The 20,494-nt window shown below is 62.8% G+C and carries 15 protein-coding genes; 11 read left to right on the top strand and 4 right to left on the bottom strand.

The features are described from left to right. Positions 1 to 770: 770 nt before the first annotated feature. Both EYS21_RS13615 and EYS21_RS13610 read right to left on the bottom strand, forming a co-directional pair. Positions 771 to 2,135 carry an alpha-hydroxy acid oxidase gene (locus tag EYS21_RS13615; RefSeq protein WP_278184739.1) on the bottom strand — a complete coding sequence of 455 codons (1,365 nt, stop codon included), beginning with the start codon at positions 2,133 to 2,135 and terminating at the stop codon, positions 771 to 773. Between the two features lie 55 nt (positions 2,136 to 2,190). Beyond that, complete coding sequence (locus EYS21_RS13610) at positions 2,191 to 3,180, bottom strand: D-glycerate dehydrogenase (RefSeq protein WP_131133742.1); 990 nt, start codon at positions 3,178 to 3,180, stop codon at positions 2,191 to 2,193. Positions 3,181 to 4,019: 839 nt separating this feature from the next. Between EYS21_RS13610 and EYS21_RS13605 the strand changes: the two genes are divergently transcribed. From EYS21_RS13605 to EYS21_RS13555, 10 genes are all read left to right on the top strand, one after another. After that, complete coding sequence (locus EYS21_RS13605; protein WP_131133741.1) at positions 4,020 to 4,988, top strand: 3-hydroxyacyl-CoA dehydrogenase family protein; 969 nt, start codon at positions 4,020 to 4,022, stop codon at positions 4,986 to 4,988. Between the two features lie 112 nt (positions 4,989 to 5,100). Then, positions 5,101 to 5,481 (top strand): cupin domain-containing protein, encoded by a 381-nt coding sequence (locus EYS21_RS13600; RefSeq protein ID WP_131133740.1) that lies wholly within the window; start codon positions 5,101 to 5,103, stop codon positions 5,479 to 5,481. 638 nt (positions 5,482 to 6,119) lie between these two features. Continuing rightward, positions 6,120 to 7,178, top strand: coding sequence for a LacI family DNA-binding transcriptional regulator (locus EYS21_RS13590; RefSeq protein ID WP_131133738.1), 1,059 nt, complete (start codon positions 6,120 to 6,122; stop codon positions 7,176 to 7,178). Positions 7,179 to 7,518: 340 nt separating this feature from the next. Next, the gene (locus EYS21_RS13585) at positions 7,519 to 8,283 is read left to right on the top strand and encodes an SDR family oxidoreductase (RefSeq protein ID WP_131133737.1); all 765 of its coding nucleotides are present in this window, start codon (positions 7,519 to 7,521) and stop codon (positions 8,281 to 8,283) included. A 24-nt stretch (positions 8,284 to 8,307) separates the two neighbouring features. Beyond that, positions 8,308 to 9,240: a 3-keto-5-aminohexanoate cleavage protein gene (locus EYS21_RS13580; RefSeq protein ID WP_131133736.1), complete on the top strand. Its 933-nt coding sequence runs from the start codon at positions 8,308 to 8,310 to the stop codon at positions 9,238 to 9,240. 29 nt (positions 9,241 to 9,269) lie between these two features. Next, complete coding sequence (locus EYS21_RS13575; protein WP_131133735.1) at positions 9,270 to 10,052, top strand: CoA transferase subunit A; 783 nt, start codon at positions 9,270 to 9,272, stop codon at positions 10,050 to 10,052. Then, positions 10,052 to 10,723, top strand: a complete 672-nt coding sequence (locus EYS21_RS13570) for a CoA transferase subunit B (protein WP_131133734.1) — start codon at positions 10,052 to 10,054, stop codon at positions 10,721 to 10,723. Before EYS21_RS13575 ends, EYS21_RS13570 begins: the two co-directional genes overlap by 1 nt. A 17-nt stretch (positions 10,724 to 10,740) precedes the next feature. After that, on the top strand, positions 10,741 to 11,958 hold the full coding sequence (locus EYS21_RS13565) for an acetyl-CoA C-acetyltransferase (protein ID WP_131133733.1): 1,218 nt from the start codon (positions 10,741 to 10,743) through the stop codon (positions 11,956 to 11,958). Continuing rightward, complete coding sequence (locus tag EYS21_RS13560) at positions 11,898 to 12,917, top strand: glycerate kinase (RefSeq protein WP_347559564.1); 1,020 nt, start codon at positions 11,898 to 11,900, stop codon at positions 12,915 to 12,917. The genes EYS21_RS13565 and EYS21_RS13560 overlap by 61 nt, the downstream gene beginning before the upstream one ends. A 110-nt stretch (positions 12,918 to 13,027) precedes the next feature. After that, positions 13,028 to 13,564, top strand: coding sequence for a gamma carbonic anhydrase family protein (locus EYS21_RS13555; protein ID WP_131133731.1), 537 nt, complete (start codon positions 13,028 to 13,030; stop codon positions 13,562 to 13,564). Positions 13,565 to 13,817: 253 nt separating this feature from the next. Here the strand turns inward: EYS21_RS13555 and metH are convergent, their stop codons facing one another. Both metH and EYS21_RS13545 read right to left on the bottom strand, forming a co-directional pair. Continuing rightward, a complete protein-coding gene (gene metH / locus EYS21_RS13550) occupies positions 13,818 to 17,468 on the bottom strand; it encodes a methionine synthase (protein ID WP_131133730.1) in 3,651 nt (1,216 codons plus the stop codon). A 274-nt stretch (positions 17,469 to 17,742) separates the two neighbouring features. Then, the gene (locus EYS21_RS13545) at positions 17,743 to 19,071 is read right to left on the bottom strand and encodes a hypothetical protein (RefSeq protein ID WP_131133729.1); all 1,329 of its coding nucleotides are present in this window, start codon (positions 19,069 to 19,071) and stop codon (positions 17,743 to 17,745) included. 104 nt (positions 19,072 to 19,175) lie between these two features. Between EYS21_RS13545 and EYS21_RS13540 the strand changes: the two genes are divergently transcribed. Continuing rightward, positions 19,176 to 20,348, top strand: a complete 1,173-nt coding sequence (locus EYS21_RS13540; protein ID WP_131133728.1) for a toll/interleukin-1 receptor domain-containing protein — start codon at positions 19,176 to 19,178, stop codon at positions 20,346 to 20,348. Positions 20,349 to 20,494: the final 146 nt, after the last annotated feature.

The raw sequence follows: 20,494 nt of genomic DNA, 5'->3' as shown, positions 1-20,494 counted from the left end.
CTCGGGCAACGTGATCCCTTAGGCACACGAGCAGGGATCAACTCCCACGTCGAACAACTTAAGTTCTGCCGGACGCTCCCCCTCGCCGACCTTGGCTACCCCCACCGGTACTTAAACATCTGCAGTTAGGATAGGAATCGACACGACACGACGGCCACGGGGCCGCCCTGTCAGGGATTAACCGGGAACGTGGCCCTCACTGTCAAGGGTTACTGTGCGCGCGCCGTCACCGCACGCCTCCGACCCGCAGTTCCGGGCTGGGCCTGCAACAGCGGACCGACGACTCCAACTTAGGCATCGTGCCCTAGAGGGCCGGCGAAGCATGCCTGCTGGCCAGCAACACAGGGGTTCTCAGGGCGTTAGATCCCGATGTGCTGCCCCGTTCCGGCTTTCATCGCGTATAAGAATAGCGACACGGCACCCGGGACAAGATACGAGTGCAAGACCGGCTTAAACCGCCTGCGACCACGGATCCTCGCAAGCGGGCGCGCGGCTGCCCGGGTCGGACCCGGTCCAAGACAACGGCAGGTGTCATCCCCCTCCGCAGCAATCAGGGCCAAAGCCGCCCGTGCCGCCCGCGGCGGAACAACGAGCGCCTTCGGCCCTGTCTGTAAAGAATGCCACGGCGTCGGGATTGCGTAATGAAGCATATCCGTGGCGGATATCGAACCCTCGTTGATCCCCGTTGGGATCGTGTCTCGGCTAGAGAATACGCAAAGGCGCTGACACGCCCGCTGTTACTTCCGCCGGAACTGTGACCCGCCTGCCGGCTACTTGTTGAGCAGGCGCACGTGGTCCGGGGTCAGCTCGGAGATCTTGCTGACGCCCAGCAGTGCCATGGTGCGGGCCATGTCCTTCTCCAGGATCTGGATGGCGCGGTCAACACCGGCCCGGCCACCGGCCATCAGGCCGTACAGGTACGCGCGGCCGATCAGCGTGAAGTCCGCGCCCAGGGCCAGGGCTGCGACGATGTCCGCGCCGCTCATGATGCCGGTGTCCAGGATGATGGCGGCGTCGGAGTTGTCCTTGGTGAAGGCGTCCTTGACGTCCGGCAGCAGGTGGAACGGGATGGGTGCGCGGTCCAGCTGGCGGCCGCCGTGGTTGGAGAGCACCACGCCGTCGGCGCCGTGGTCCACCACCTTGCGGGCGTCTTCAACGGTCTGGATGCCCTTGACCACGAGCTTGCCCTTCCAGGTTTCGCGCAGCCAGTCGAGGTCCTCGAACGTCAGGGTGGGGTCGAACATCGAGTTGATGAGGTCGGCCACCGTGCCCGTGTAGCGGGACAGCGAGGCGAAGGTCAGCGGCTCGTGCGTGAGGAAGTTGAACCACCAGGCGGGGCGGTAGGACGCATCCAGGACGGTCTTGATGGTCAGTGCCGGCGGGATGGTCATGCCGTTGCGGACGTCGCGCAGGCGGGCGCCGGCGACGGCGGTGTCCACAGTGACCATCAGGGTGTCGTTTCCGGCCTTGGCGGCGCGCTCGATCAGTTCCAGCGAGCGGTCGCGGTCCGTCCACAGATACAGCTGGAACCAGTTGCGGCCGTTCGGGGCGGCGGCGGCCACGTCTTCGATGGAGGCGGTGCCCATGGTGGAGAGGGTGTAGGGGATGCCCGCGGCTTCGGCCGCCTGCGAGCCGGCGTACTCACCTTCGGACTGCATCATGCGGGTAAAGCCCGTGGGGGCAATGCCCACGGGCAGCCGGGAGGACTTGCCCAGGATGTCGGTGGTCAGGTCGATCTGGGAGACGTTGCGCAGGATGCCGGGCCGGAACTCGATGTCCAGGAAGGCTTCGCGGGCGCGGCGCAGGGTGATCTCTGCTTCGGCGGCGCCGTCGGTGTAGTCGAAGAGCGCCTGCGGGGTGCGGCGCTTGGCGATGTCGCGCAGTTCCCAGATGGTGCTGGCACGCTTGAGCCGGGCTTCCTTGCTGAACTCGGGCTTCTTGAACTGCATCAGCGGGGCAAGGTCCGCGTACTTCGGGATACGGCGCTTCAGGGCTGCCGGAACTGCGGCAGGTCCACCGCTGACAGTGCCGGTCATGGCTATGCCGGTGGACAGGTTGCCTGCTCCGGCAGGCGCGTCGGTTGCCACAGGTTGCGTGGTCGTCCTGGGGTTGGCAGGCTCTAGGGTATGCGTCATTGATGCCTCCTGGGCATGGTGTTGTGGCACTGCCACGTCAGGTAATGAGTTTTGGTTACGCTTTGACGTACGAGCTGACGGGGTGCAGCGGTGCACGACCCTCAGCCATCGCCACAGCATTGAGCGCACTCAGTCGCGCCATCTCGCTCCGGACGCGCACCGTGGCGCTGCCGACGTGCGGCAACAGGACGGTGTTGTGCAGTTCGTTCAGCCCCGGGGCCAGCCGCGGTTCGTCCTCGAACACGTCCAGTCCCGCCGCGGCGATGACGTTGTTCTGCAGCGCTTCCACCAGCGCATCCTCGTGAACGACTGGCCCGCGCGCGGTATTGATCAGGATGGCGTCGGGTTTCATGCGGTGCAGCACGTCCGCGTCCACGAGGTGTCGGGTCTGATCCGAGAGCGGCACGTGCAAGGACAGGAAGTCGCTGCGTTCAACAAGTTCCTCCCACGGCACCTGGCGGACCCTGCCCACGAACTCGCCGAGTTCCTCGTCGCTAACAGGGCGGTCGGACGGCGGCCGCGGCGAGAAGAGCACCTCCATGCCGAAGCCGAGAGCGCGCCTTGCCGTAGCACGTGCGATCCTGCCAAAACCCGCGAGACCCAGCACGGCACCGGAGACGTCGCGGCCGAGCAGGAGTTCCGGTTCCCAGCCGTGAAATCTTCCGGAGCGGACCAGCTGATCCCCCTCCACAACGCGCCGTGCGGTGCCGAGGATGAGCAGCATGGCGATGTCCGCCGTCGCGTCGGTCAGTACGCCAGGTGTGTTGCCCACCATGATGCCGGCGCGGGTGGCGGCATCGACATCAATATTGTTGTAACCGACAGCGAAGTTGGACACACCACGCAGGCGGGCGCCCGCCAGGAGCGGAGCATCTATCACGTCGCGCAGCTGGGTGAGGACGACGTCGAAATCTCCTGAGGCGCACAGCGCCGCCAACGTCTCGTAGTCGGGTGGTTCGGGCAGCACCGTGACCCTGCCGGCGTCCGCAAGCAGTTGAAAGCCGGGGTCCGGGATAGCGGTGGTGACCAGGAAGCTGTTGCCCATGTTCAATCGCCTTCCACGATGCAGATTGCTACCGCTGGGGGGCTAAGGCGCTCAGTGATTGTCTTTCTTGCCTCAGCGGCAGCAATGGCGATTGGATGCCTGCGGGGCGCAATCTTCTGAGCGGTAGCGTCCAGGTTTCCTGCAGCCGCCAGACCGGCTGCTGGTGCGCCTGCATGGACAAGAACTCTCTTGGATGAAAAAGGCATAGGCTCCTCCTTGGGTCATGTGTTCGGGCTACTCCGCCGACGCCCAGTCGGCTCGGAATTGGTTTCCTTTTCGTCTGGCTGCCATATTCCCGGAGCAGGACGTGGGGTAGAGGACTGACGGGGCCATAGCCGATAGCTCGGTCCGGTGGCCACGTGTCCCGGGGCCAAAACCAGGAACCGCTGAAGCGGTGACTTTGTGTATAAAGCACCCTACGGAGGGCAGAAATTGTTAAGCAACGATAAGGAGATTTCTGCGCACCCAGCCTCAGTTGAAACACCCGTCCTTAAACGAAGGCCGATACTTAACGTTGCTTACCAGTAAGTAGGCCGGATGTAATAAGAGTCACGTAAAGAGCTGCTTCGTCTGAGACAACAGCAGCTCAGAAACCGGGCATGAGCCGCGGCAGCCAGCAAATGTGTGCCCCGACCAGCCACATCCGGACTAGCGGTGCCTTCTATGGGAATCGCGTGACGAACGGGAAGCACAATGGCACGCAGACCGACGGAGCAGCCGTCGTCAAAGTTACGCCCCCGGCTTTTGGGTCCCATCACGGGCTTACGAGCGCAAGCCGTTTCGCCATTCGCGGGTGGGGCTGCCCAGGACTGCCCGAAAACCGATTTGGAGCATAGAAAATGAGCACATCAAACACCACAAACAGGATCACCGTGGTCGGTGCCGGCTACATGGGAGGTGGGATGGCTGTGAGTTTTGCTCTTGGCGGTCATCACGTCAGCCTGGCCGACGCCACCCCGGAACTCGCCGCAGCAGGGCGCGATCGCCTCCTCAATGAAGCCGTCTCCTTCGTCGAGCGCGGTCTGTACCCAGCGGATGCCGCAGACATTCTCGCTGAACGCATCAGCTCGGCGAAGGCGGTAGCCAATGCCGTATCAGAATCCACTTACATCGCCGAAGTAGTAAGCGAGCGGATCGACATCAAATCAGGAGTTCTCGTGTCGGTCGCAAACGCGGCGCCAGACGACGCAATCATCGCGACGAACACCTCGGCCATCCCCATCCGGGAGCTGGAGGTCCATGTACGCAAGCCCGAAAGGTTCCTTGGGGTCCATTGGATGAACCCGGCTCAATTCGTTCCGGGCGTAGAGATCATCGCCGGAACCTATACAAAAGACGAAGTTGTTTCCCGCGCCACGGAACTAATTAGCGGTATTGGAAAGGTGCCTGTCAAAGTACCCGACACACCAGGATTTATCGCTAATCGCCTTCAATACGCCCTCCACAAGGAGTCAAGCCGTCTCGTGGAGGAGGGGCTTATCTCGGCCGACGAGCTAGATGCCGTCGTCTCCAACAGCTTCGGATTCCGTCTTGCGTTCTTTGGCCCCATGGCGATAGCTGACATGGCCGGACTCGATGTCTATGCCGATACTTATCGCTCACTGCACGGCGAGCTCGGAGAAGCGTTCGCGCCGCCCAAATACCTCCAAGAGCTGGTCTCTGAAGGAAAACTTGGCGTCAAACACGGCGGAGGGCTGACCCGGTTGAGCAAAGCCAACTCCGAAGCCGTCGCTTCGTACCGGAACGCCGCATACAGCAGTCTGTCGCGATTGAAGGCTGAGGTTGGCTCCGCGCCGTCGGAGGCCTAGCAACAATGCCAGGGGGCCATGGTCAGACAAAGCGTGTGGACCAAAACCCAAGCGGCTTGATGGATTGACAGAAATACCACCAGCAGAAAAATGAAGATGAGAGGGGCGCGTAATGCACTCAACCCACATTGACGCGATCAAGGGCACCGACTTCGATGCACCTTATCGGCGGACAATCAAACACTTGCACACACCTTGGGGAACGGGGGCCGCCCACCTGTGGATGGGGATGTCGGAAGTTCCCGAAGCTTCAGAGTCCAACCCCCACATCCACGAGGACCAAGAGGAAAGCTTCTTCATCCACGAGGGTACCGGCGAAGTCGTCGTCGAGGGAAAGGCAATTAAGGTTCATCCTGGAAGTCTCGTTGTCATAGCTCCCGGCGAACTTCACCAGCTGAGAAATACAGGAAGTGGGACTATGCGGGTTTTGTGTGCGGTCGCGCCGCCGTTTACGCTCGACGATTTTGAGACGGTACACGACCCCGAAGCCTGACCAGCAAGAAATTACAGCCCTTTTGGCCGCCTCCCCTTGAGAGCAAGGCGCGGTGCACCACGGTGGCGCCGGCCCGATTCATGGCCGGCGTCCCCACCAGTTACAAAAGTTTGCTAGTGGCAACTCCCGGAACCGTGGGAGGACCCGTCCAGTATCGGCCGCCAAAACGTTCAGGAAGCTGTCCTCTGGAGAAAGACTGCCATGACGTCCTCTCGATACTACGCCTGGAGCCAACTTGTGGGGTGCAGGGTTGAGGTCCGACGAAACCGGAGGCCTGTACGGACCGGAATCGTAGATGATGCCATGCCGGACTCCTCAATGCTGTGGCTTGCAGCGGATCAAAACGAAGACCGGGCGCTCTTTGACGCCGCTGAAGGCTACGAACTCTGGAGCGTTCCTCTGGGTCTTCCTGACGCCGAAACCATAACGCGGAGCGGGGGCCGCGCCAGACCGCAACAGGCAACGCCCTTAACTGATCGTAAGAGAAACAGGTGGCCCAGGACTGCACCCTAGCTCCGTGCCAGGGGCAACTAAAGCAAGATGCAGGGACTGAACGTTGCTTAACGAACAGGACCGCTCTTACTGTAATTGAAGTCACATCGGTTCATTGCAATTTTGTCGGAGAGGAGGGACGTCGCATGGATGAGAACAGCGGAGCGGACAGGCTAACAGCCCGGCCCGCTCTTGTGTCTGCGGCAGCAGTAGCTCGAGCGGCAGGCGTTTCTCCTGCCACGGTGTCCTATGTCCTCAATGGCAAAGGCGGAGTCTCCGTTGAGACGCGGCGGCACATCATCGGCGTCGCCAACGATCTTGGCTTCAGGCCTCGCAAGTCGTCACGTTCAACAGATCCCCTCCGGACACGCGTAGTGGGTCTGATACTTCCCAACATCATCAACCCCATGTTCCCGCGCTGGGCTCAGGCCATCATTACCGCCGCTGCTGAGTCCGGATACGACGTGTTCGTTGCCACGACCCAGGATGATCCGCAAAAGCTGGGGCAGGTAACCGCAACCTTGGCTAACCGGAATGTAGATGGAGTGATCATGGCCGCCGTTCTCCGGGAGGATGCTGCGGCCCTGCGGACATTGCGCGCTGCCCGGATCCCTTATGTCTGCCTGTCCAGGAGGGCCGATTTCCTCGATGGAGACTTTGTTGGGATTGATGACGATGCGGCCGGCTCAATGTTGATGGAGCATATGCTCAGCCACGGTTTCACTGAAATCGCTACGGTCATCGGGCCGCGCTTTTCCACAGCTTCCCTTGCGCGGGAACAGTCCTTCGTCCGCACGGCAGCTGCTGCAGGCATCACTATCTCCGGCGAAAAGAAGATCAGCACCAGAGTGAACAACGAAGGCGGACGCCTCGCCGCTGAACGTCTCTTCTCATCGGGACAGGCGCCACGGGCCGTTGTCTGCGGCAGCGACGAACTTGCAATCGGCGTCATGGAGTATGCGCTGTCACGGAATCTGCGAATCCCCGAGGACGTCGCAGTGGCTGGCTTCGATGGGCTCCCCCACAGCCGGTCAGGCCTGATCAACCTCACGAGCATTGTCCAGCCGCAGCAACAGATGGCACGCGAGGCATTCACAATGCTGCTAAATCGTATCGAATCCCCGACAAAAACCTACAGCTCACTAATCTGCCCGCATCGCCTGTACGTCGGAACGACCTGCGGCTGCAACCCCCCGCTTCCCTGAGGATGCCGCCCACGGCGTTCAAAGCTTAACCCCCGCTGCCCCACACCGCCCTGAAAGCTCGATCTCGCACGCCCAGAATCGTCTGGCGTAAACAGCTGCCACCACAATTCAAAGGACGAATGCCCATGCCAGCGACATCACCGGTGATGTGCCTCGATCAGACCAATTGTCATCCATCGCGAAGACATCGCCGCTCATCTCCGGGCCCTCTTGGACTGGACGACATTGACTTTGGCCAAACACCGGCTTGATCGCGCGCATGCACCACGCTCGGCCGACGCGGGGCATAGCCCCACGGCGACCCCGCTGCCCACTGACACAAACACCCCGAAGGAGCATCATGGATTTCAGTGCCAAACGTGTCCTCGTCACGGCCGGCGCAAATGGCATCGGGTTGGCCATCGCGACCAAATTCAAAGAGCTTGGGGCGGCGGTGTTCGTCACCGATATCGACCCTGATGCCGTCGCCAAGGCACGGATCGAGGGCTTCCAGGCCGCCGTCAGTGATGTTTCCGACGAAGCCCAGGTCGAGGTACTTATTTCCACGGTCCGGGACGAACTAGGCGGACTCGACATCCTGGTCAACAATGCCGGCATTGCAGGCCCGACCGGCCCCATCCAAGCCCTTGCCAGTGATGCCTGGAGGGCGACGTTCGACGTCAACATCCACGGCCAGTTCTACTGCATCAAGCATGCACTGCCGCTGTTGCGAGACGCCCAGGGCGCGTCCATCATCAACCTTTCCTCCGCGGCCGGCCGTCTCGGCATGGCCGGGCGCAGCGCCTACTCTGCCTCCAAATGGGCCGTCATCGGGCTGACCAAGACCCTGGCCATCGAGCTGGGCGCATACGGCATCCGGGTCAACGCCATCTGCCCCGGCGCCGTGAACGGGCCCCGGATCGACTCCGTCATTGCAGCCAAAGCCGAGATGCTGGACCAACCCGTCGAGCAGGTTTCCACCCTCTATCACAACCAATCGTCGCTGGGCAGACTGATCGAGGCCGAAGACATCGCCAACATGGCCGTATTCGCCGCCAGCGAGATGGCCCGCAACGTCAACGGACAGGCACTGGCTGTCGACGGCAATACCGAAAAACTCTACTAAAACGACAAACGAAAGGATCCTGTCGTGGCCACAGCACGCAAGGTCATCATCACCAGCGCCGTCACCGGCGCAATTCACACGCCCTCCATGTCCAAGCACCTCCCCGTGTCACCGGACGAAATCGCCGATGCCGCCATCGGAGCTGCCGAAGCAGGGGCGGCAATCGTGCATATGCACGCCCGCGACCCCCGCGACGGCCGGCCGTCCCAAAAACCTGAGCACTTTGAACCCATCCTGGACAAGCTCAAGCGGAACACGGACGCGGTCATCAACATCACCACCGGCGGATCGCCCCACATGAGCGTCGAAGAACGCATGCAACCCGCCGCCCTGTTCAAGCCCGAGCTGGCGTCACTGAACATGGGATCCATGAACTTCGGGCTCTACCCGATGCTGGACCGGTTCAAGGACTTCGCCCATGAATGGGAACGGGAAGGACTGGAACGAAGCCGCGACCTTGTCTTCAAAAACACCTTCCAAGACATCCAGACCATCCTGGAAATCGGCAACGCCAACGGGACACGCTTCGAATTCGAATGCTACGACATCTCGCACCTGAACAACCTCGCTCACTTCCATTCCCGCGGACTGGCCAAAGGACCCTTATTCGTACAGTCCGTCTTCGGACTGCTCGGCGGCATCGGGGCCCACCCGGAAGACCTGATGCACATGCGGCGCACGGCTGACCGGCTCCTGGGCGAGGACTACCAATGGTCCATCCTCGGAGCTGGCAAAAACCAGATGCCACTTGCCACCATCGGCGCCGCCATGGGCTCCCACGTTCGGGTCGGACTGGAAGACTCCCTCTGGATTGGACCGGGCAAGCTCGCCAGCTCAAACGCCGAACAGGTAGCCCGCATCCGCACCATCCTGGAAGCGCTCAACTTCGAGATCGCAACCCCCGACGAAGCCCGCCAAATCCTGGGTCTCAAGGGCAAAGACAACGTCGGCTTCTGACCCGCCCACTTACCAAAAGGACAGTCAACGTGGACAAGACATACCCTTCGGCGCGCGAAGCCGTTGCCGACATCCCCAACGGTGCATCCCTGGCTGTCGGCGGCTTCGGGCTCTGCGGAATACCGGCAGCGCTTATTACCGCCCTCCGCGAGCGAGGAATTGGCGACCTCGAACTCATCTCCAACAACTGCGGCGTGGACGACTGGGGCCTCGGCGTCCTGCTCGCTGACCGCCGCGTCCGCAGGGTCGTCGCCTCCTACGTCGGCGAAAACCGCGAATTCGCCCGCCAATACCTCGCCGGCGAGCTCGAGGTCGAACTCACCCCGCAAGGCACCCTCGCCGAGCGTCTCCGCGCAGGAGGTTCCGGCATTCCCGCCTTCTACACCGCCACCGGCGTCGGCACCCAGGTCGCCGAAGGCGGGCTGCCATGGAAATACGCCGACGACGGCACCGTCGCCATCGCCTCACCAACCAAGCCCACCGCGGAATTCACCATCAACGGCAGAGCCGGCCAGTACGTACTCGAGCAGGCCCTGGCCACCGACTACGCCCTTGTCAGGGCCGCGAAGGCGGACCGTCACGGCAACCTCAAATTCCACAGCGCTGCCCGCAACTTCAACCCCCTGTGTGCCATGGCGGGAAAGATCACGATCGCCGAAGTTGAAGAACTGGTCGAACCAGGCGAACTGGACCCGGACGAAATCCACCTGCCCGGAGTCTACGTCCACCGGGTCGTCGTCCTTTCCCCCGTGGAAACCGCAGAAAAGCGGATAGAGAAACGAACCATAAGCACCGGAACAGAGGCAAACTGATGGTCGCAGGCAAGGGCTGGACCCGGAACGAAATGGCCGCCCGGGCCGCCCAGGAACTGGAAGACGGAAGCTACGTCAACCTCGGCATCGGACTTCCAACATTGGTCCCCAACCACGTCCCGGCAGGCGTCGAAATCACCCTGCAGTCCGAAAACGGCCTTCTTGGCCTCGGCCCCTACCCGACGGACCAGCAGGTCGACCCGGACCTGATCAACGCAGGAAAAGAAACAGTAACCCTGCGCCCAGGCGCATCAACGTTCGACTCCGCCCTCAGCTTCGGCATGATCCGCGGCGGCAAAATCGATGCCGCCATCCTCGGCGCAATGCAGGTCTCAGCCGCCGGCGACCTGGCGAACTGGGCCATCCCCGGGAAAATGATCAAAGGCATGGGCGGCGCCATGGACCTGGTCCATGGCGCCCGCATGATCATCGTCCTCATGGAACACACCGCCAAAGACGGAAGCCCCAAGATCGTCCGTGAATGCTCCCTGCCCTACACCGGCAGGGGAGTTGTCAACAAGATCATCACCGACCTGGCGGTCATGGACGTCGTGCCCGGCAAGGGTCTGCTGCTGCGCGAAATCGCCCCCGGCGTCACCGTCGAGGACATACGCGCCACCACAGCGGCCGACTTCACCGTCGACAGCCACCTGGCCGAGCCCGCTATCTGAACAGGAACAACCCCACCATGACCCCCAGATCAGACCCGCGCAACAGAACAGTCATTATCGGAGGAGCCCGCACACCGTTCGGCAAATTCCTCGGTTCATTGTCTACCCTCACCGCTGCCGAGCTCGGCGCTGCAGCCATCCGCGCGGCACTGGACCGCTGCCACGTCCCGGCCGACATTGTCGATCACGTCGTCATGGGACAGGTTCTCACTGCCGGCACGGGGCAGATCCCAGCCCGCCAAGCAGCCACCATGGCAGGCCTGGATATGAGCGTCCCGGCAACGAACGTGAGCAAGGTCTGCCTCTCCGGCATTGCCGCGATCGCAGATGCCGACCGGCTCATCCGCTGCGGCGACGCCCAGGTGGTCATTGCCGGAGGGATGGAATCCATGTCCCAAGCCCCGCACCTGCTGCCCGCATCACGCACAGGCAACCGGTACGGAGACTTCACCGCAGTGGACTCTATGAACCACGACGGGCTCTGGGACGACTTCACCAATCAGTCCATGGGCGCCCTGACCGACAGCGCAAATGACGGCACGGAAGCATTCACCCGCCTCCAACAGGACGAATACGCCGCGCTCAGCCACCAGCGGGCAGCCCGTGCACAGAAAAACGGGACCTTCGACCAGGAAATTGTCCCCGTCCAAGTACCGCTACGCCGAGGCCAGGTGCTCACCGTCTCCGCCGACGAATCCGTGCGGACCGACACCACCGCCGAATCGCTGGCCGGCCTCCGACCCGCCTTTGGACCGGACGGCACCATCACAGCTGCCACCGCCTCACCGATCTCGGATGGAGCCGCCGCCCTGATCCTCATGAGCCGCGGACGCGCCGAAGAACTTGGCCTACCCTGGCTGGCCGAGATCGGCTCCTATGCATCCCTTGCCGGACCCGACTCGACCCTCCAGCACCAACCGGCGCGGGCCATCAAACAGGCAGCCGCCAAGACAGGACTGACAGCGTCCGACTTCGATCTCATCGAAATCAATGAAGCCTTCGCCCTTGTCGCGCTCGCCAGCGCCGCCGCCCTTGGGGTCCCTGCCGAGAGAATCAACGCCAACGGCGGTGCGATAGCCCTGGGACATCCTATCGGCGCGTCCGGCGCCCGTCTGGTATTGCACACGGCTCTTGAACTGGGCCGCCGTGGAACAGGCTGTGGAGTCGCAGCCCTGTGTGGCGGAGGCGGGCAGGGCGATGCAATGGTCCTGTATGCACCGGGGCGGACCACGTGATCCTGGTCGCGCCCGATAGTTTCAAGGGCACCTACACGGCAGCTCAGGTCGCAGCCTATATTGCTACTGGGATTCGGTCCGTCGGCGGAACAGCACATGAAATGCCCGTCGCGGACGGCGGCGAGGGAACCTTTGATGTTATCTTCCAAGGACTGCAGGCCCAACCGCTGACCGTGAGCACCGTCGGCCCCTGGGGGGATGAAACCAAGGCGGTCATCGGTCTGAACCAGAACGGGACAGCCATCGTGGAACTGGCCTCCGCCAGCGGCCTGAACATGCCCACGGAGCAGACACGAGACCCGCTGGCCGCAACCACATACGGTACGGGCGTCCTGATCGCCGAAGCAGTCCGGCAAGGAGCCCGACAAATTCTTGTCGCCGCCGGCGGGTCAGCAACCACAGACGGCGGCTCCGGAGCTATCACAGCCATCGAGGAAGCAGGCGGACTTCACGGAGCACAACTGGTCGTCCTTTCCGATGTCACGACCAGATTCTCCGACGCGGCCCGAGTCTTCGGCCCTCAAAAAGGAGCCGACCCGGCCACCGTCCAGCTCCTCACACAGCGGCTGCAGCGACTGGCCGAAACCCTTAAACGCGACCCCCGGAACATAGACCGGGGTGGTGCTGCCGGTGGTTTCGCCGGCGGCATGTGGGCACAGTACGACGCATCACTAGTCTCCGGCGCGGACTACATCCTCGATCTTCTGGAGGCAGATGCGCTCATTGCCGCCAGTGAAGCAGTCATCGTCGGCGAAGGCCGCCTCGACTCCCAAACAGGCCAAGGGAAGATCATTTCGGGGATACTAGCCCGCAGCGGGCGGATACCCGTCTATGCGGTGGTGGGGTCAGTAGACGAAAACCTGGGGAGCTACGCCAATAACTTCGCGGATGTCATGACCGCCGGCGACGGACCTGCGATGACCGCCGCAGGAGCCCACGTCGCAGCCCAGAAGCGATGACGACGTGCAGCTTGGCCCTCCCTCCGGAAGAGACACCCTGGCACGATGATTAGGGCGGTGTCCCTGGTTACTCAGAGTCACGACCGTTCCACCTCCCATAATAGGACCCCATGATCTCTAACATCCTCGCCCTCGACGGCCGCAAACCCTCAGTCTCCAGCGAAGCATGGGTGGCTCCGACGGCCACAGTCGTCGGCTCAGCAACAGTAGGGGCCGACACCGGGATTTTTTACGGCGCCGTTATAAGGGCCGATATGGAGGACATCACGATCGGTGCAGGTACCAACATCCAGGACAGCGCTGTTATACACGCCGACCCGGGCCACCCGACACAAGTCGGCAACAACGTCAGCATCGGACACGGAGCCGTGCTGCACGGCTGCACCATCGGCGACGGTGCTCTCGTCGGCATGAACGCGACCGTCCTTAACGGCGCCGTCATCGGTGCGGGTTCACTAATTGCCGCCCAAGCGCTCGTGCTCGAGGGCACCGTCATCCCCCCGGGTTCACTCGTAGCAGGCGTTCCCGGAAAGGTGCGCCGCCCGCTAACAATCGAGGAAATCGAACACTGCCGTCAGAACGCAATCACCTATACAGGGCTCGCCAAGAAGCACCGCGGTGCGGTGATGCTCTTTCCTTCTGCCTGACCGGACCTGCCAGAACAAAGGCGATGAAAGAAGCCGCGCGCTGGTAAGCGTTCATAGCGGATGTTGAACTGATTCGTGCTCGTGCGAAATGGCTCTAGGAGTACTTCAACCTGACACTTGGCAGCGTTAGGCTGCCCCGGCGTTTTGGCAGCCACGAACCTTCGGGGCATTGCCCGGTCGCTGCCCGCACAATCAACCGGCTCAAACCTGTCTGGTGCGGCGCGCTCCGCTCAAGCCGTTTCGGACCCCAAACTCACACTTTGAAGTACTTCGCCTCCGGGTGGTGGAACACAAACGCGTCGGTGGACTGCTCGGGGTGCAGCATCAGCTCATCGCTCAGTACCACGCCCATCCGCTCGGGCTTCAGCAGCTCCGTCACCTTGCGGCGGTCCTCCATGTCCGGGCACGCCGGGTAGCCGAGGGAGAACCGTGCACCGCGGTACTCGAGCTTGAACAGCCCGGCCTTGTCCTTGGGCTCCTCGGCAGCGAAGCCCAGCTCCTGGCGGATCCGGGAATGCCAGAACTCGGCCAGCGACTCGGTGAGCTGCATGACCAGGCCGTTGAGCTCGTAGTAGTCGCGGTACTGGTTGGCGGCGAACATCTTGGCGGTGAACTCTTCGATCTTCGAGCCGGCGGTGACCAGCTGCACCGGCAGCACGTCGATCTGTCCCGATTCGCGGGAGCGGACGAAGTCGGCGAGGCACAGGTGCCGGTCCCGGCGCTGGCGCGGGAAGTCGAACCGCAGCCGCTCGGTGCCGATCGGACCGCCTGAACCACCGTCGGGGGCGAGAAGACCCGCGGTGCCAAGGACGCCGTCGTGATCCTCCCCGTGGTGCAGCACCACCACCTGTTCGCCTTCGGCGACCACCGGGAAGTAGCCGTAGGCGACGGATGCATCCAGCATTCCCTCGCCAAGGATGCGGTCCAGCCAGTAGCGCAGGCGCGGCCGGCCCTCGCGTTCCACCAGTTCCTCGTAGGAGGCGCCGTCGTCGCCGCGGCCGGGCTTGAGCCCCCACTGCCCCATGAAGGTGGCGCGCTCGTCGAGCATGGCCGCGTAGTCGTTCAGGGCCACACCGCGGACGATGCGGGTGCCCCAGAACGGCGGCGCAGGCACAGCGTTGTCAGCGGCGACGTCGGACCGGCCGGGCATGGCCTCCGGTTCGGTCACCGTGAACTTCGCGCCGCCCTTGTGGATGCGCTTCTTGAGCGGCGGAAGGCCGACGGCGTCGGGGTCGGCGCCGCGGGCCACCTGCACCAGCGGTTCCATGAGGGCCAGGCCCTCGAAGGCGTCCTTGGCGTACCGGACGGTGCCTTCAAACTGCTCGGCCAGGTCCTGCTCCACGTAGGCGCGGGTCAGGGCGGCGCCGCCGAGGATGATGGGCCACTTCTTCGCGAGGCCGCGGGACTGGAGTTCGGCGAGGTTTTCCTTCATCACCACGGTGGACTTCACCAGCAGGCCGGACATGCCGATCACGTCTGCGTTGTGCTCCTCGGCCGCGGCCATGATCTCGGCGATGCCCTGCTTGATGCCGATGTTGACCACTTTGTAGCCGTTGTTGGTGAGGATGATGTCCACCAGGTTCTTGCCGATGTCGTGCACGTCGCCGCGCACGGTGGCGATCACCATGGTGCCCTTGCCCGAGGAATCCGACTTCTCCATGTGCGGCTCGAGCAGGGCCACCGCGTTCTTCATGACCTCGGCGGACTGCAGCACGAACGGCAGCTGCATCTCGCCGGCGCCGAAGCGCTCACCGACCACCTTCATGCCTTCGAGCAGCTGGTCGTTGATGATGCCGAGCGGGGTCATGCCTTCGCTGCGGGCGAGGTCGAGGTCAGCTTCCAGGCCCTTGCCTTCGCCGTCGATGATGCGCCGCTGCAGGCGTTCGCCGGTGGGCAGGGCGGCGAGTTCCGCGGCGCGCTGGTCCTTGAGCGCTGCGGTGTCGACGCCGGCGAACAGGTCCAGCATGATGGCCAGCGGGTCGTACGTGACGTTGCCGTCGGCGTCGTATTCGCGGCGGTCATAGACGAGGTCCAGGGCCACCTTGCGCTGTTCTTCCGGGAGGGAGGCGAGCGGCACGATTTTGGCGGCGTCGATGATGCCGCTGGACAGGCCGGCCTGGACGGCTTCGTGCAGGAACACGGAGTTCAGTGCCATGCGCGCTGCCGGGTTGAGGCCGAAGGAGACGTTGGAGACGCCGAGGGTGGTGTTGATGCCGGGGTACTTGGTGGTGATCTGGCGGATGGCCTCGATGGTTTCGATGCCGTCGCGGCGGGTTTCCTCCTGACCGGTGGCGACGGGGAAGGTCAGCGCGTCCACGATGATGTCCTCGACGCGCATGCCCCATTCGCCCACCAGGGCGTCGACGAGGCGGGAGGCGATGGCCACCTTGCCTTCGGTGGTGCGGGCCTGGCCCTGTTCGTCGATGGTCAGGGCGATCACCGCGGTGCCGTGTTCCTTCACCAGCGGCATGATGCGGGCGAAGCGGCTGTTCGGGCCGTCGCCGTCCTCGTAGTTGACGGAGTTGACCACCGGGCGGCCGCCGATGAGTTCGAGCCCGGCCTGCAGCACGGGAGGTTCGGTGGAGTCGATGACGAGCGGGAGGGTGGAGGCCGACGCGAAACGCGAGACGACCTCCTTAATGTCGGCCACGCCGTCGCGCCCCACGTAGTCGATGCAGACATCGAGCAGGTGCGCGCCGACGCGGACCTGCTCGCGGGCGATGTCCACGCAGTCGTCCCAGCGCTCTTCGAGCATCGCCTGGCGGAACGCCTTTGAACCGTTGGCGTTGGTGCGCTCGCCGATGGCGAGGTAGGCGGATTCTTGGTCGAAATTCACGTGGTGGTAGAGGGAAGCGATGCCGGCTTCGCGCTCGGTGGGGACGCGGCCGCCGTCGGCTCCCCTGCCGCCGCTGGTGACCGCGGCGGACGTACGGAAGGGCGCAAGACGTTCGACGACGGCGGCCATGTGCTCCGGCGTCGTACCGCAACAGCCGCCCACCAGGCCCAGGCCGAATTCGCGCACGAACTGCTCGTGCGCGGTGGCAAGTTCGCTGGGTGAGAGCGGGTAGTGCGCGCCGTTGGGGCCAAGCACTGGCAGGCCGGCGTTGGGCATGCAGGCGATGGCCACGGAGGACTGCTTGGAGAGGTGGCGCAGGTGCTCGCTCATCTCGTCCGGGCCGGTGGCGCAGTTCAGGCCGATGGCGTCGACGCCGAGCGGCTCGAGGGCGGTGAGCGCGGCGCCGATCTCGGATCCCATGAGCATGGTTCCGGTGGTCTCGACGGTCACCTCGACGAAGATGGGGAGGCGGATGCCGCGGGTGACGATGGCCTGCTTGCAGCCGTTGACCGCGGCTTTGGTCTGCAGGAGGTCCTGGCTGGTTTCGATGAGGAAGGCATCCGCGCCGCCGTCGATGAGGCCCTCGGCCTGCAGGGCGAAGGTCTGTTTGAGGTAGTCGTAGCTGGTGTGCCCGAGGCTGGGGAGCTTGGTGCCCGGCCCCATGGAGCCCAGGACCCAGCGCATCCGTCCGTCAGTTGCTTCTGCCGCTTCGGCGCGTTCGCGGGCGATCTCCGCACCCTTGCGGGCGAGTTCCTCGATCCGGTCATCGATGCCGTAATCGGAGAGGTTGGACCAGTTGGCGCCGAAGGTGTTGGTTTCGACCGCGTCGATGCCCGTGGCGAAGTACGCGTCGTGGATGTCCGCGAGGACGTCCGGGCGCGTGTGGTTGAGGATCTCGTTGCAGCCTTCCAGCCCCAGGAAGTCCTCCTCGAGCGACAACTCCCGGCCCTGCAGCATGGTGCCCATGGCGCCATCGGCAATGACGACCCGGGTGTTCACTGCGTCCAGGAGTTCCTGGGCGCGGACGGGGCGGGGGACGGAGTCTATATCAAGCGCAAAACGAGGCATCTAAACAGGTTACGTGTGGGGGCGGGAAGGTTGCGCTGTGTGTCCGTGTACTACGACGGCGGGTGGTTCCAGTTCTGCCTAATTTGTTTCGCCACCTGAGTGACTCCCCTGAGGTGGCATTGAGTCGTTTGATCACGTTGCCTAAAGCAACGAATACGACAGCCAACGGAGGACTCAGAAAAGGAACGGCACCGTCGTGTCGTGCAACGTTGTGTGTACTAGTGCCCGCGATTAGCCACTGTTCCTGGGTCCCCCGACGCGCTACCCCAGGTGTTTAGCGCTGGTCCTCGATCGAAGCCGAGACCAGCACGGACGCCCCATTCTCAAAGCGGCAGTCCTCGCCAACGACGAGGGTGGAAGTAGTCAGGCCCGGCGTCGTTCCTACATTGCCAAACCGCTTGGGATCAGGCCCTGCAAGTACGTCGGTCTCAAAGAGGCAGTCGCCGAAGGCAACCCTGTCGCCGCCCGGTTTTGCCCTGCTCATTGTGTTGATGGTCAACGATCCACGCTTGAAGACACAGTCATTGAACGTTACCCGGCAGCCAGGTGCATAAATCCGCACCTCACCGCCATCCAGAGTGAGGTTACGCACCAAAATGGTCGGAACCCGTTTATTGCCGTCGCTGTTGGTTTCGCTCTCCAGCACCGAAACCCCAAACATTCCGCCGGCCACACGGGCACCCCTGATCCCGAACGAAAATTTCTCCAGCCGTAGCCCCGAAACGTTGAGCAGACCGCCATTTAGTTCGATATGCCGCCAATAGGTAGGGCGGTCAACCGACGCGCCCCTGATTGACAGCTCGCCTCCCCGCTCCAGCGTGATGTGGGCTAAGGATGGGAGTTGCCCTGCCTCGTGCAGACGTATTCGCGAACTGCCCCAGAACTTACGATCTTGCGTAGCAGTACCTAGCCGCTCCTTAATCACCTGCAACGTGGCGTCGGCCAGTTCCCGCTTCACGGCTGCGTCTTCACCAGGCTGCTCCGACCGGAAGTATGCGCACAGCAGATCGACGCAAACTTGGCGTTCGTCCTCATTTCCGATATCAGCCCAGTCGTCGGCTAGCGCGGCGAGACTGTAAACGCCAGCGAGGCGGACTGGTAGGTGGCTGGACCCCAGTTGTTCTGCCGTCTGCGCGTATCTCGTGCGTAGTTCTGCGGTGACAGCATCTTTGCGCCTGTCCTGGTCCAGGGCATGTTGCTTATTCGACAACTCCAGGGCGTCGGCAGCCGTCCGCTGCGCCTTAGCGGCTGTTAGCTGCGCTAAAGCTGCAACACGCTGGTTCTGTTCGGCGACCCGCTGGTTCTGCTCGGCCGTCTGTTGGCGGCGATATGAAAAGAAGAGCGTGATGCCCACGCCGAGCGCAGCAGCAGTTGTCACCGCATTGCGGATTACCTCAAACCATGTGTCCTGGTTGATCCGAGGGTTGTAGCCAAAGGGCCATAGATCGCCGGTTTCGTAGGCCGCAAAAAACCAGATCAAGCTGCCTATGACGGCTAGTGATGCGAGGAAACCAAACAGAAACACCAGCGACAGCTTCATAGGCTTGCGTTCCGTGGCGGTCGGCAAAGTTGGATCGGTTTCTGTCTGGGTTGTCGGCGGCATTCAGAGATCCTATCTCGCACCCGAAGCTACACCCCTCGGATGTCCCTAAGTCCAGCGTATGGACATACGTGCGCTCCATTTGATCGCACCGTTAGCCTTGCGCCATGACCACCGATAACCTCGCGCAAGCAAGCAGTTCAAAAATTGAGGGGTTCCTGAGCTACGCCCACGAATCGGACTCGTTCCTCAACCTGGCGGAGCCTCTCCACCGGGACCTGGTCCGGGTAATCAAGCTGCGCTCCAACCGGGACATCGAGATCTTCCGCGACAGGGCGGACATCAAGTGGGGCGACCGGTGGAAAGCAACGATCGATAACGGCCTCACCAACGCGAGCGTCCTGTTTGTCATCGCCACTACTCACTACCTGGCGAGCAGCAACTGCCGTGATGAGTTCTTGGACTTCCTGAACGCGGCCAAGTCCTCAAACTTGAGCGGTGCGCGCCGCCTGATCCTGCCGATCATGCCGATGGCAGCCCCCACCGTTTTCACCATCGACTCAGAGGATGAGATCGCCCAGGAAATCGCGGAAATCCAATTTGAACTCATCGAAGACGCCGTAGTAGCGGGTCAGGGATCGCCCGAGTGGAAACGCGCGCTTATCAAGCTGGCAGACCGCTTCATCGAGGTAGTCACGCTGGCCGAGGCTCAGGCTGCCGCTGCCGCCGTACAAGCTGAAGCTGAAGAAGAGGCAAAACATGCCAAGGCGGTTGCCCCGGGAAACGAAGGAGCCGCTGAGGCCGAGGCCGAAGCGGCGGACGAACCGGGACTTTTCGAGGCGATAGAGAATCTGGAACACGATTTTAGAGATATGACTGGGCTGACGGAAAAGATGAGCGGCCTCATGACGACCGTCGTCGAGCCGATGAAAACCGTCGATTTTGGATCAGCCGCATCAGCGAAGGAGATGAACGCCAAATTCGCCCGGTTGGCGAAGAAGATGACTCCCGACAGCCGAGCCATCGGCGAGACGGGCCGCGCCCTTCGCGACAAGGCCAACGCTATGGATGTCAGCATCCGCCACCTTGTCCGGATGGCTAAGGACCATGAAGGCCCCATCGAGGAAGGTGTGCGTGGATTTCTAGGGGGCGCCAAGACGTCCCTGGCGGGGACAGAGGACGTGGCGGACATGATGGATGGTCTCCTCACCTCGATGGCACCAGCAGAGGCGGCCTCGAGTCTTATGCGGACTGCCTTGAAGCCAATGCGCACGGGCATTGTCGCTTTCAGCGACAGCGTTCGAGTCATCCACAAATGGGGGCCTGAACTCCTCGATTAGCCTGAACGGCACCCAGCCAACTATGGACTCCACGGTGGGTGTCAGGCAAAGGTAAAGCCCGCCCTTCATTGGAACGGTCTTTATCTGTCTGGCGCTCGCGGCGGTCGGACAAGAGACGATCTTTGCCGCCATCGTTCCGCTTTGCT

Origin of the sequence: Arthrobacter sp. S39 (genome assembly GCF_004320525.1) — a bacterium.
Taxonomy (GTDB): Bacteria; Actinomycetota; Actinomycetes; order Actinomycetales; family Micrococcaceae; genus Arthrobacter.
The sequence above is the reverse complement of the archived record's forward strand: the minus strand, read 5'-3'. Positions and strand labels throughout refer to the sequence as shown.